Genomic DNA, 14,206 nt, shown 5'->3' with positions numbered 1-14,206 from the left:
CGGCCAAACGGCCGCAATCACTTGCCGCAGCGGCCGGATGGCCGGTGCACCCTTAAGCGATTAGTCGTCGTCGGCAATCTTGTCAAAGAACGAATAACGCAGGCTGTCTGCGTCGGCGTACCAGTCGCCCGGTCCCTTGTTCGCCGCGAGCGTCGCGTCCCAAACCGCGTCGGTGGTATCGCGGCGATGCATGGACAGGTCGAAACCGTTGCCGAAGAACAGTTCGGACCATTCCCACCAGGTGCCCAGTTTTTTGACACCGCGCAGCAGGTCGTAGCGGTCGATCAGGACCGGCGCCATGTCGCTGGTGATCGATCCGAACACAAAACCAGTCTTCACCACGCGATTGAGTTCGCGGACGGCGCGCGTCACCTGCTTGGGCGAAATATGACAGAGGCTGGTTTCGAAAACGAAATCGAACTCCTCGGCCTTGAACGGCAGCTTGGTGAGCGAACCGAGCTTGTTGTACTTGCGCAGCGCCTTCGGCGTCTTGCCGTGAATGTAGCGGTTGTTCTCGATACCCCAGGCATCGATGCCGCGTTCGCGCAGCGCACCGACCAGTTCGCCGCTCGCGGAACCGGCAACCAGCAGCTTGTAGCCCTTGGCCCGGTTCCAGACGATCTTGATGAGGTTCATCAGGTAGTCCGGATCGGTAAACTGGTTCCAGACCTCGCCGTAAGGGCCGGTGTTGCGGTAGTTGTCGAAATAGGCGCGATCGATCTTGTCGGACGGCACGTTGCCGCTTTCGCCGCGCTCATAACGCAGCTTGATCATCTGCGTCAGAATGATGTCGGTCGCGGCATCCGAGGAATCCAGCAGGCCGTTCAGCGTCGAGTCGAACAGATAGTCGCCGACCACTACAAAGCCCGGATGGTCCGTCGGCTCGGGATGGTGATTGGTCATCACGTCGCGCGCAGGCAATCCGCCCGGAATGCAGTTCACCGACGACAGCCAGCGATGAGTCTTGCCTTCGAGGAAATGCGCGCGGGCGTCGCCGAAGGATTTCGGCAGCGACTTGATTGCCGCATCGATCAGCTCCTTGTCGCTGAGATTGGCGAATGCCAGCGCATCGGAGCCCGGGATCAGCCAGTTCAGCACGCCGTGGCGGCCGACATCGTGCCGCGCCCCTTCGACGTAAACGCAGCAGCCGCCGAACGCCTCGGACATCCACCACGCGCCCGGAACCTTGTCGCCCCAGAACGGCTCGTCGAACAGGATCGAGACGCGCAGATAGTGAGCCGGACGATCAAAATAGGCGATGTGCTTGATCATCGAATGGCGCAGCAATTCGCCGTCCCAGTTCATCGTCGTCAGCCACGAATGCGGCAGGCACATCACGACGAGATCGTGCTCCTTGGTGATCGGCCCCTTGCCGTTCATCATGTTGATGGCGTAGCGCCCGGAATCCGCCTTGCCGACCTTCAGAACCCGATGGTTCAACTGGATGTCGGCCTCGATTTCACTTCGCAGGCTGTGGATGAGTTGCTCGTTGCCGTTCTGAATCGAGTAGAGGCCAATGTAGCCGTCCACATCCATCACGAAGTTCTTCAGCGCGTTGAGCCCGTTGGTGTTGTGCGGCTCGGTGGCAATGTCCGACCGCGCCATCACTTTCAGGAAGCGCTTGGCAACCGGATCGGCGACTTCGCGGTCCAGCAGTTCCTCGGCGCTCATATAGGCCCAGGGATGCTCGTTGTCGTGTGCGCCGACGCCCTCATAGTATTCGGTGGGCGACACCATCTTGGCGCAGAGCTTGCGGAAATCCTCGATCGCCTTGGCGGTCTGCGCGCCGTACTTGCGGCGCATGCCGGGCACGTCGTCCAGCAATTCGCCGTCAAGCTGCACCTGCTCGGCGTCCATCGGGATGGTCTGCAGGCCGAAATGCTGGATCAGCTCCCGCAGCGGATCAGGACCCGTCATCGAGTAGTCATAGATCTCGGCGACGCCCGCCTCGTACATCGCCGGCGCGGTGTCGAATTGCTTGGTCAGGATCTTACCGCCGACGCGGTCGGACGCCTCGTAGATCGTGACGCGGCAAAGCGCCCCAAGTTTCTTCTTGAGGTACCAGGCGCTCATCAGGCCACCCGGCCCACCGCCTACAATCGCAAGATCGAGCATGTCGTCCTTCGCCCCTGCCGGGTACCCGTTCGGGTTTAAGCCGGTCTAACTCATCTTAAACAAATGCGTTTTTCATCTGAAGGGAAGATGAACAAAGCGCGATCCGACGCGAAAAAGGCTGAAGGTGCCTAAAAGAACAGCGTTTTTGCGGTTTTGACCGGCCTGTCGGGGAGCGAGGGCAGCCAGAGCGCTGGCATCCGCGGCACCGGCAGCACCCGCCCGGGAGGGGCGGCTCGGGGGTGGCGTAACCTCATGTCGGAAAAGAAATAGGCCGGCTCGCGCCGGCCCCTGGAGGTGTTCCTGAGTATTCCGAGCCACGAACATCAAAATAATCACCGCAAGGCGATCATGTCCTATGGCCTCAAACTATCGTCAGTTTCTATAGCCCTGCCCTAATCGCATGCGCATCTTCGTTGGTCACAGAATAGCCATACAGTAAGACGGTCACGGGACCATACATCCCCCAAATGGGTCAAAGCCGTAAGAGGTATTACTCAGGATAAACATCAGGTTGGGGGATGCGTCCCTACTCTATTTGATGACCAGCCGCGCCATCATCGCCGCAAGCTCGCTCTGGCGCGACACGCCAACCTTGGAAAAGACCCGCTTCAGGACCGATCGCGCGGTTTCTTCAGCAATGCCCAGCCGCTCCGCAGCGTCCTTTGGCGACAATCCAGAACCCACCAGCGCGGCAATGCGGGCTTCGCCCAGCGTCACACCCAGAACATCCCGGATCAGCGAAGGATCGGGAATGCCGTCCGCGGTCGGATTCATCAATAGAACGATGGCACGGGCACGCGTGAGAAAACCGTTGCCGACATTCTTCGCCGGGATCGGCAGCACATACAGCGCCAGCGGGCGGTTGGCGTTCTGCCGATGCACAAGGATCGGTTTGGTTTCCTGGGACAGGATAATCCGGTTGCCATCGAGGGCATTCCGGATCGCGGTCACCGCCTCCCCGCTCGCGGCGGGATTTGAAAGCACCAGGCGATCGTTCACGATATTCAATCCATCGCCGAGAAGCGCCTGGGAGGCCGCATTGGAGGACACCACACGGCCCATCGCATCCAGCGCAAACACGCCGATTCCGATCCGGGCCATCGCGATGCCCATGCCTGCGTTGACGGACTGGGCGTCCATCAGGTGGATGCTCAGACGCAGCGATGTTTCGACATGCGGAGCAAGCCGCTCCAGAATCTGCAACTCGTCTTCCGAATATTCCGGTCGGCCGATCGCACGCTGCACGCTCAACGCGACTTCTATATGCGGGTCCGGGGAGACGGTCGCCGCCGCGAAATATTTGAGGCCATGCCGCCGCAGCAAATCGTTGTAGAACGGGTCGGTCTCCATTTCCTCAGGCGTCAGAAGATCACGATCCGTAATGATATCCCGCTTGAAGAAATAGCCGCGTTCGCGCGCCCGGATGGCCCGGATGTCGCGGTCGCTCCAGCTCTGGGCGTATTCGGCGCACACTTCCCTTAGCGATGGAGATTCGATGACGCCAAAACTGCCGTCGTCGCGGCCGTAAATAAGGATCGCCCCGACATCGTCGAAGCATTTCGTGACGATCTCTAGCGTTGACGGCCATCGCGATGGATCCACCGCGGACGCATAGATAGCTTCAATCGCCGCAATCAGACGGTCAGGCTGCTGCAAAACAGGCCTCGCAATGGGATCAGGCGTCAGGCGCCAGATAAAGAACTATAAAAATAACATGGTGTTCCCGCCGCCTGTGTGAGGAGGATCACATAAGCGTAAACACGGGGGGCCGCTGAAAAGTCCGCCACCGTAACAAAAAGGCCGCCCTTTCGGGGCGGCCTTTTCATCATATGACATATGTCATTTGCTGCGGAATTACTCCGCCGGCGGCAGAGCCAGCGGTTCCGCTTCCGGAGCAGCCGGGGTGATCGCCGCCTGCTTCTCGCGTTCGTCGAGGATCAGCTTGTCGCGCTTGGCTGCGACTTCGCGGATCTTCGCCATCGAGGCGCCGGTACCGGCCGGGATCAGGCGGCCGACAATGACGTTCTCCTTGAGGCCTTCCAGCGGGTCCACCTTGCCGTTGACGGCAGCTTCGGTGAGCACGCGCGTGGTCTCCTGGAACGACGCCGCCGAGAAGAACGACCGCGTCTGCAGGCTGGCCTTGGTGATGCCGAGCAGCACCGGGGTACCGGTCGCGGGCTTCTTGCCCTCTTCCTTCGCCTTGGCGTTGAGCGCGTCGAACTCGATCTTGTCGACCTGCTCGCCCGAGATCATGTCGGTCTCGCCCTGATCGGTGATCTCGACCTTCTGCAGCATCTGACGGACAATCACTTCGATGTGCTTGTCGTTGATGAGCACGCCCTGGAGCCGGTAAACTTCCTGGATTTCGTTGACCAGATAGGCAGCGAGTTCCTCGATGCCCTTGATCGCCAGGATGTCGTGCGGCGCCGGATTGCCTTCGACGATGAAATCGCCCTTTTCGACGATGTCGCCGTCCTGCAGATGGATGTGCTTGCCCTTCGGAATGAGGTACTCGCGGGTCTCCTCGTTCTTGTCGACAGGCTCGATCGAAATGCGGCGCTTGTTCTTGTAGTCGCGGCCGAAGCGGATCGTGCCGGCGATTTCCGCGATGATCGCGGCATCCTTCGGCTTACGGGCTTCGAACAGTTCCGCGACGCGCGGCAGACCGCCGGTGATGTCGCGGGTCTTGGCGCTTTCCGTCGAAACACGGGCAAGAATGTCGCCCGCCTTGACCTTGGCACCCACGTCAACCGACAGAATGCCATCCACCGAGAGCATGTAACGGGCGTCACCGCCGCGTGCCAGCTTCAGCACCTTGCCATCCTTGCCCTTGACCACGATGGCGGGACGAAGGTCCGCGCCACGGCCGGTCGTGCGCCAGTCGATAACCACGCGCTTTGCGATACCCGTGGATTCGTCGAGCGTTTCCGAGATCGACTGGCCTTCGACCAGATCCTCGAATCCGATCGTGCCTTCGACTTCGGTCAGAATGGGGCGTGAATACGGATCCCACTCCGCGATGCGCTGGCCGCGCTTGATCATATCGCCCTCTTCGACGCGCATGCGCGCGCCGTACTGGATGCGATGCGTCGCACGCTCGGTGCCGTCCGGATCGACCACGGCGACGACCATGTTGCGGACCATTGCAACATTGAAGCCTTCGCTGTTGGTCGCGATCGCCTTGTTCTTGATGACGATCTTGCCGTCGAAGTTCGACTCGATGAACGACTGCTCGTTGATCTGCGCCGCACCGCCGATGTGGAACGTGCGCATGGTGAGCTGCGTGCCGGGTTCACCAATGGACTGCGCGGCGATGACGCCGACAGCCTCGCCGTGGTTGACCGGCGTACCGCGGGCGAGATCGCGCCCGTAGCACTTGCCGCAGATGCCGTTGACCAGTTCGCAGGTCAGCGCCGAGCGGATCTTCACTTCCTGGATGCCAGCCTGCTGGATGGCGTCGACGTGAGTCTCCTCCATCAGCGTGCCGCGCTTGACGACGACCTTGTTGGTCGCCGGATCGCGCAGATCCTCGCCCGCGGTGCGGCCGAGAATACGCGACGCCAGCGAGGCCACGACCGTGCCCGCGTCGATGATGGCGCGCATCTTGATGCCGAGCTTGGTGCCGCAATCGTCCTGCGTGATGATGCAGTCCTGCGCCACGTCCACCAGACGACGGGTGAGATAGCCCGAGTTCGCGGTCTTCAACGCCGTATCCGCGAGGCCCTTACGGGCGCCGTGGGTGGAGTTGAAGTACTCCATAACCGTGAGGCCTTCCTTGAAGTTCGACACAATCGGCGTTTCGATGATCGAGCCGTCCGGCTTGGCCATCAGGCCGCGCATGCCGGCGAGCTGACGCATCTGGGCCGGCGAACCGCGCGCGCCCGAGTGAGCCATCATGTAGATCGAGTTGATCTGGGAATCTTCGCCCTTCGCGTTCTTCTTGACGGACGAAATTTCCTTCATCATCTGCTCGGCGATCTTCTCCGAGGCTTTCGCCCAGGCGTCGACCACTTTGTTGTACTTCTCGCCCTGAGTAATCAGGCCGTCGTTGTACTGCTGCTCGAAGTCCTTCGCCATCGTGCGGGTGTCGTCGACGATCTTCCACTTGCCGTGCGGCACGACCATGTCGTCCTTGCCGAACGAGATGCCCGCCTTGAAGGCGTTGTAGAAGCCGAGCGCCATGATGCGGTCGCAGAAGATCACCGTCTCCTTCTGACCGCAGTGACGGTACACCTGATCGATCACGCCGGAGATTTCGCGCTTCGTCATCAGCTTGTTGATGGTGTCGAAGGGCACCTTGCCGTGCTTCGGCAAAACCTGCCCGAGCATGACGCGGCCGGCGGTGGTGTCGTAGATCTTCGAGATCGTCTTGCCTTCCTCGTCGACCCCGGTCCACCGGTACTTGATCTTGGTGTGCAGGTGGATGACCTTCGAGAACAGCGCGTGCTCGATCTCCGCCATGTCGCGGTAGACCTTGCCCTCGCCCTGCAGGCCCTCACGCATGATCGAGAGGTAGTACAGGCCGAGCACGATGTCCTGCGACGGCACGATGATCGGCTGGCCGTTCGCCGGATGCAGGATGTTGTTGGTCGACATCATCAGCACGCGCGCTTCCAGCTGCGCTTCGAGCGACAGCGGGACATGCACGGCCATCTGGTCGCCGTCGAAGTCAGCGTTGAAAGCGGCGCAGACCAGCGGATGAAGCTGGATCGCCTTGCCTTCGATCAGCACAGGCTCGAACGCCTGAATGCCGAGACGATGCAGCGTCGGAGCGCGGTTCAGCAGCACCGGATGCTCGCGAATAACCTCGTCGAGGATATCCCAGACCTCGGGACGCTCCTTTTCAACGAGCTTCTTCGCCTGCTTCACGGTGGTGGACAGGCCCTTGGCGTCGAGCCGCGAGTAGATGAACGGCTTGAACAGCTCAAGCGCCATCTTCTTTGGCAGGCCGCACTGATGCAGGCGCAGTTCCGGGCCGACCACGATGACCGAACGGCCAGAGTAGTCGACGCGCTTGCCGAGCAGGTTCTGACGGAAGCGGCCCTGCTTGCCCTTGAGCATGTCGGCGAGCGACTTCAGCGGACGCTTGTTGGCGCCGGTGATGACGCGGCCGCGGCGGCCGTTGTCGAACAGTGCGTCGACGGCTTCCTGCAACATGCGCTTTTCGTTGCGGATGATGATGTCCGGCGCGCGCAGCTCCATCAGCCGCTTCAGGCGGTTGTTGCGGTTGATGACGCGGCGATACAGGTCGTTCAGGTCGGAGGTCGCGAAGCGGCCGCCATCGAGCGGCACCAGCGGACGCAGGTCCGGCGGAATCACCGGCACCACCGTCATGATCATCCACTCCGGCTTGTTGCCGGACACGCGGAAGGCTTCGACGATCTTCAGGCGCTTGGCGAGCTTCTTGTGCTTGATGTCGGACTCGGTCTCGGCCATCTCCGCGCGAAGCTGGCCATCGAGCTTCTCAAGCTCGAGACCCTTCAGCAGTTCGCGGATCGCTTCCGCGCCGATCATGGCGGTGAAGCTGTCCTGGCCGTACTCGTCCTGAGCACGGAGATATTCTTCTTCAGACAGCAGCTGACGGTCCTTGAGCGCGGTCAGACCCGGCTCGAGAACGACGTAGTATTCGAAGTACAGAATGCGCTCGAGGTCTTTCAGCGTCATGTCGAGCAACTGGCCGATGCGCGACGGCAGCGACTTCAGGAACCAGATGTGCGCAACCGGAGCAGCCAGCTCGATGTGACCCATACGCTCGCGTCGGACGCGCGACAGCGTCACTTCGACCGAGCACTTCTCGCAGATGATGCCCTTGTACTTCATGCGCTTGTACTTGCCGCAAAGACACTCATAGTCCTTGATCGGCCCGAAGATGCGCGCGCAGAACAGGCCGTCACGCTCGGGCTTGAACGTGCGGTAGTTGATGGTTTCCGGCTTCTTGATCTCGCCGTAGGACCACGACAGAATCTTCTCAGGCGATGCGATCGAAATCCGGATCTGGTCGAAGACCTGGGCCGGAGTCGTCGGATTGAAGAGATTCATAATTTCTTGGTTCATCGTCTTCTCCTCGCGTGCCGATCGTCATCGGCAGCAAATTCGAAACTTGTCAGTCGTCTCGCGCCCTGCCCGACGTTCAGACAAGGCGCGGATGCCCGGCTGCACGAGCCGGGCATGAAATCTTGATTACTCGGCCGCTTCGGACGTCGGCGTCGGACCCAGCTTGGAATTGTGCAGGTCGACGTTGAGGCCGAGCGAGCGCATTTCCTTGACGAGCACGTTGAACGATTCCGGGATACCCGCTTCGAACGTGTCGTCGCCGCGCACGATGGCCTCGTACACCTTGGTACGGCCGGCCACGTCGTCCGACTTCACGGTCAGCATTTCCTGGAGCGTGTACGCCGCGCCGTAAGCCTCGAGCGCCCACACTTCCATTTCGCCGAAACGCTGGCCGCCGAACTGCGCCTTGCCACCCAGCGGCTGCTGGGTCACGAGCGAGTAAGGACCGATCGAACGCGCGTGGATCTTGTCGTCCACGAGATGGTGCAGCTTGAGCATATAGATGTAGCCCACCGTCACGTTGCGATCGAACTGGTCGCCGGTGCGTCCATCGTACACGACCGACTGGCCGGACTTATTCATCCCGGCGAGCTCGAGCATGTCCTCGATGTCCTTCTCCTTGGCGCCATCGAACACCGGCGTCGCGATCGGCACACCGGGCTTGAGGTTACGCGCCAGTTCGAGCAGTTCGGAGTCGTTCAGCGACTTGATGGTCTCGTCGTCGCCGTAGACCTTCTTCAAGGTCTCCTTGAGCGGCTTGAGATCCTGCTTCGACCAGTAGGCTTCCGCAGCCTGCCCGATCCGCTTGCCGAGGCCCGCACAGGCCCAGCCAAGATGCGTTTCGAGAATCTGGCCGACGTTCATGCGCGAAGGCACGCCGAGCGGATTGAGCACGATGTCGGCATGCGTTCCGTCTTCGAGGAACGGCATGTCTTCGATCGGCACGATCTTCGACACCACGCCCTTGTTGCCGTGACGTCCCGCCATCTTGTCGCCGGGCTGAATCTTGCGCTTCACCGCGACGAAGACCTTGACCATCTTCATCACGCCGGGCGGCAATTCGTCGCCACGCTGAAGCTTCTCGACCTTGTCGAGGAAGCGCTGTTCAAGGCCCTTCTTCGATTCGTCGTACTGCTTCCGCATGGCTTCGATTTCAGCCATCAGCTTGTCGTTCGGCGAGGCGAACTGCCACCACTGCGACTTCGGATACTCCTCGAGCACCGCACGGGTGATCTTGGTGTCCTTCTTGAAGCCCTTCGGGCCAGCAATGCCCTGGCGGTTTTCAAGCAGGTCAGCGAGGCGGCCGAAAACGTTACGGTCGAGAATCGCCTGTTCGTCGTCGCGGTCCTTGGCAAGACGCTCGATCTCTTCCCGCTCGATCGCCAGCGCACGTTCGTCCTTGTCGACGCCGTGGCGGTTGAACACGCGGACTTCCACGATCGTGCCCTGCACGCCCGGAGGCACGCGCAGCGAGGTATCGCGAACGTCGGAGGCCTTTTCACCGAAGATGGCGCGGAGGAGCTTTTCTTCCGGCGTCATCGGGCTTTCGCCCTTCGGGGTGATCTTGCCGCACAGGATGTCGCCGGCGCGGACTTCCGCGCCGATATACACGATGCCGGCTTCGTCGAGGTTCTTCAGCGCTTCTTCCGAGACGTTCGGAATGTCGCGGGTGATTTCCTCAGGACCGAGCTTGGTGTCGCGGGCCATGACTTCGAATTCCTCGATGTGGATCGAGGTGAAGACGTCGTCCTTCACGATCCGCTCGGAGAGCAGGATCGAATCTTCGAAGTTGTAGCCGTTCCACGGCATGAACGCGACGAGCACGTTGCGGCCGAGCGCGAGTTCGCCGAGATCGGTCGACGGACCGTCAGCGATGATGTCGCCCTTGCGCACCTGATCGCCCACCTTCACCAGCGGACGCTGGTTGATGCAGGTCGACTGGTTCGAGCGCTGGTACTTCATCAGACGGTAGATATCGACGCCCGACTTCGACGGATCGAGATCTTCCGTCGCGCGGATAACGATACGGGTCGCGTCGATCTGGTCGATCACGCCGGTACGGCGTGCGGCGATCGCAGCACCCGAGTCACGGGCCACGACGCCTTCCATGCCGGTGCCGACGAACGGCGCTTCGGCGCGCACCAGAGGCACGGCCTGACGCTGCATGTTCGAGCCCATCAGCGCGCGGTTGGCGTCGTCGTTCTCGAGGAACGGGATCAGCGCAGCGGCGACCGAAACGAGCTGCTTCGGCGACACGTCCATATAGTCGACCTTGTCCGGCGTGATCTGCAGAACCTCGCCGGCGTGGCGGCAGATCACCAGATCGTCGGTGAAGCGGCCCTTGTTATCGAGCGGCACGTTCGCCTGAGCGACGCGGTAGCGGCCCTCTTCCATCGCGGAGAGATAGACCACGTCGTCGGTCACGCGTCCGTCCTTGACCTTGCGGTAAGGCGTTTCCACGAAGCCGTACTTGTTCACGCGCGCGAAGGTCGCGAGCGAGTTGATCAGACCGATGTTCGGGCCTTCCGGCGTCTCGATCGGGCAGATACGGCCGTAGTGCGTCGGATGCACGTCGCGGACTTCGAAGCCCGCGCGTTCGCGCGTCAGACCGCCCGGTCCAAGCGCCGAGAGACGGCGCTTGTGGGTGATTTCCGACAGCGGGTTGGTCTGGTCCATGAACTGCGAGAGCTGCGACGAGCCGAAGAACTCGCGCACGGCGGCAGCAGCAGGCTTCGCGTTGATCAGGTCCTGCGGCATGACGGTGTCGATATCGACCGACGACATGCGCTCCTTGATCGCGCGCTCCATGCGAAGCAGACCGATGCGGTACTGGTTCTCCATCAGCTCGCCGACCGAACGCACGCGGCGGTTGCCGAGGTGATCGATGTCGTCGATTTCGCCCTTGCCGTCGCGCAGGTCGACCAGCGTCTTGATGACGGCCAGGATGTCTTCCTTGCGCAGGGTGCGCATGGTGTCCGGCGCGTCGAGTTCGAGACGCATGTTCATCTTCACGCGGCCGACGGCCGACAGGTCGTAGCGCTCCGAGTCGAAGAACAGCGACTGGAACATGGCCTGCGCGGAGTCGAGCGTCGGCGGTTCACCCGGACGCATCACGCGATAGATGTCGAACAGCGCGTCTTCACGCGTCATGTTCTTGTCAGCGGCGAGCGTGTTGCGGATGTAGGGGCCGATGTTGACATGGTCGATGTCGAGCAGCGGCAGTTCCTTGTAGCCCTGCTCGTTCAGCGCCTTTAGCAGCTTCTCGGTGATTTCCTCGCCCGCTTCGGCGTGGATTTCGCCGGTCTTCGGATTCACCAGATCCTCGGCCAGATACATGCCGACGAGTTCGTCGTCGGACAGGCGCAGCGCCTTGAGGCCCTTTTCCTGGAGCTGGCGCGCGGAACGCACGGTCAGCTTCTTGCCGGCTTCGAGCACGACCTTGCCGCTATCGGCGTCGACCAGGTCATTGATGGTCGAATAGCCGCGGAAACGGTCGGCAACGAACGGCACACGCCAGCCGTCCTTGATCCGCTTGTACTGGATCTTCTTGTAGAACGTGGACAGGATTTCTTCGCCGTCGAGACCGAGGGCGAACATCAGCGACGTCACCGGAATCTTGCGGCGGCGGTCGATACGCGCGAACACGATGTCCTTGGCGTCGAATTCGATGTCGAGCCACGAACCGCGGTACGGAATGACGCGCGCGGCAAACAGCAGCTTGCCCGACGAATGGGTCTTGCCCTTGTCGTGATCGAAGAACACGCCCGGCGAGCGATGCATCTGCGAGACGATAACGCGCTCGGTACCGTTGACGACGAAGGTGCCGTTCATCGTCATGAGCGGGATATCGCCCATGTATACGTCCTGCTCCTTGATGTCCTTGACGGACTTGGCGCCGGTTTCTTCGTCAATATCGAACACGATGAGGCGCAGCGTCACCTTGAGCGGCGCAGCGAACGTCATGCCGCGCTGGCGGCACTCATCAACGTCATATTTCGGCTGTTCGAACTCGTAGCGGACGAATTCGAGCTGCGAGGTTCCCGAGAAATCGTTGATCGGGAACACCGAGCGGAAAACCGCCTGCAAGCCTTCGTCAAGCCGCCCGCCGGTAGGTTCGTCCACCATCAGGAACTGGTCGTAAGACGCCTTCTGAACCTCAATGAGGTTCGGCATCTCGGCAACTTCCTTGATGTGTCCGAAGAACTTGCGAACTCGCTTGCGACCGGTGAACGTCTGCTGCGCCATCGTGGCCTCTCATTTTGCCGCCCTTGACTGGCGGCCGCTTCCGGAGTGCGATGGGCACCGCATCCGGGTTAAATTTCAAATCGCCCGGACAACTGTCCCGGCGTCACGGCATCCGAGCTTCAGGCGGCGGGCGATCCCGTTCCGAATCTCAAGACGCAAAATGACGCGCGGAGCGCTGGTGGCGCTCTGCCCGTCAAAACAACTCTACGGCCTGTTAAAGCCCGAAATATCTCGTCTCCCAACGTCCCGCCTTGAAATCGATCCGGGTTTCAAAGGGCGATCCGTCCTTTCGTGCCTCCGCCTATGTAGGCGGTCTTCGCGGCGATTCGAGGGGTCAATCATCGAACCGTCACACATTAAAGTGTCCGGCCGGTCCCGAAGAACCGGCCGGGAAACATAACGACTTACTTGAGTTCGACCTTGGCGCCAGCCTTCTCGAGCTGAGCCTTGATCTTCTCGGCTTCGTCCTTGGCAACGCCGTCCTTGACGGGCTTCGGTGCGCCTTCGACGAGGTCCTTGGCTTCCTTGAGGCCCAGGCCGGTGATGGCGCGGACTTCCTTGATGACTTCGATCTTCTTGTCGCCAGCCGAAGCGAGAACAACCGAGAACTCGGTCTTCTCTTCAGCGGCAGCAGCACCGCCGCCGCCAGCGGCAGGAGCAGCAACCGCAACAGCGGCGGCAGCCGAAACGCCCCACTTCTCTTCGAGAAGCTTCGCGAGTTCAGCAGCCTCGAGAACCGTGAGGCTCGAGAGGTCGTCCACGATCTTTTGCAAATCAGCCATTTTAACTTTCCTTCAGCGTATCAGTTCGAACCAGTTGAGATGGAGAATGGCGTCACGCCGCTTCACCCTTCGAGGCATAGGCCTGAACCACGCGGGCCAGCTTCGCAGCAGGCGCGGTGGAGAGCTGAGCGATCTTGGTCGCCGGCGCCACAAGGAGGCCGAGGATCTTCGCGCGCAGTTCATCAAGCGACGGCAGCGAGGCAAGCGCCTTCACAGCGTCGGGATTCAGGACAGTCGTTCCCATCGCGCCGCCAAGGATGACGAACTTTTCGTTCGCCTTGGCGAATTCGATGGCAACCTTCGGTGCTGCTACCGGATCGTTTGAAGTCGCGATCACGGTCGGCCCCTTCAACAGGGAGCCGATGGAAACAACATCCGTGCCCTCAAGAGCAATTTTGGCGAGACGGTTCTTCGAGACCTTTACCGAGGCGCCAGCCTGCTTCATCTGCGTCCGCAGAGTCTGCATCTGGGCAACGGTCAGGCCGGAATAATGAGCAACGACCGCAACGCCCGTGGTCTTGAAGACCTCGTTCAGCGTTTCGACCGCCTCTTTTTTTGCCGCTCGTTCCACAGCAAGCTCTTTCCGGTTGGCGGTCCGCTTGAGACAGAACCGCCGGGTTGCACCGATCGTCCTGCCCGCTGGCCTCGAGACATTTCATCTCTCAACACGTCGGGCACGACGACATTTTGGAAGCCTGCCCTCTCGCCCTGGTCTGCCTTGCGGCTCGCCGGAACGAGGTGTCGAGGTTCGAACCAAACCCGCAGCCACCGCCGAATCGGAGGTGGGTCACGAAATCCGGTTTTCACCCGTCTGTGCAGGAGATTAAGCGAAGCCGTTTCCACGAGGGATCAGGCAAGGCACCTGCAGTCTTGGACAGGATGGAAGCTTCATCCGGCTTTCGCCGGAACAGCTCCCCACCCGTTTTCTTCTGTCAAAACAAAGGGCTTTCCGTTCCTGTGAGCAATCCATGCGGAATGATCGACGAGGAATGGACTCCTATTGGTTTGAT

General features: G+C 61.0%; 6 protein-coding genes. All 6 read right to left on the bottom strand.

From position 1 onward, the window contains the following. Positions 1 to 60: 60 nt before the first annotated feature. Entirely contained in the window at positions 61 to 2,115 is a 2,055-nt protein-coding gene (locus tag ACP7AL_RS10825; protein WP_425991186.1) for an FAD-dependent oxidoreductase, read from the bottom strand. Between the two features lie 531 nt (positions 2,116 to 2,646). After that, positions 2,647 to 3,771, bottom strand: a complete 1,125-nt coding sequence (locus ACP7AL_RS10820; RefSeq protein WP_425991184.1) for a helix-turn-helix transcriptional regulator — start codon at positions 3,769 to 3,771, stop codon at positions 2,647 to 2,649. A gap of 198 nt (positions 3,772 to 3,969) precedes the next feature. Then, positions 3,970 to 8,169, bottom strand: a complete 4,200-nt coding sequence (rpoC, locus tag ACP7AL_RS10815) for a DNA-directed RNA polymerase subunit beta' (RefSeq protein WP_006021078.1) — start codon at positions 8,167 to 8,169, stop codon at positions 3,970 to 3,972. Positions 8,170 to 8,295: 126 nt separating this feature from the next. After that, positions 8,296 to 12,414, bottom strand: coding sequence for a DNA-directed RNA polymerase subunit beta (gene rpoB / locus ACP7AL_RS10810; protein ID WP_425991182.1), 4,119 nt, complete (start codon positions 12,412 to 12,414; stop codon positions 8,296 to 8,298). A 404-nt stretch (positions 12,415 to 12,818) separates the two neighbouring features. Further along, the gene (gene rplL / locus ACP7AL_RS10805; RefSeq protein WP_006021080.1) at positions 12,819 to 13,196 is read right to left on the bottom strand and encodes a 50S ribosomal protein L7/L12; all 378 of its coding nucleotides are present in this window, start codon (positions 13,194 to 13,196) and stop codon (positions 12,819 to 12,821) included. Positions 13,197 to 13,248: 52 nt separating this feature from the next. Further along, the gene (rplJ, locus tag ACP7AL_RS10800) at positions 13,249 to 13,767 is read right to left on the bottom strand and encodes a 50S ribosomal protein L10 (RefSeq protein WP_006021081.1); all 519 of its coding nucleotides are present in this window, start codon (positions 13,765 to 13,767) and stop codon (positions 13,249 to 13,251) included. Positions 13,768 to 14,206: the final 439 nt, after the last annotated feature.

The organism is Afipia sp. DC4300-2b1 (assembly GCF_049895725.1).
GTDB classification, from domain to species: Bacteria; Pseudomonadota; Alphaproteobacteria; order Rhizobiales; family Xanthobacteraceae; genus Afipia; species Afipia broomeae.
The sequence above is the reverse complement of the archived record's forward strand: the minus strand, read 5'-3'. Positions and strand labels throughout refer to the sequence as shown.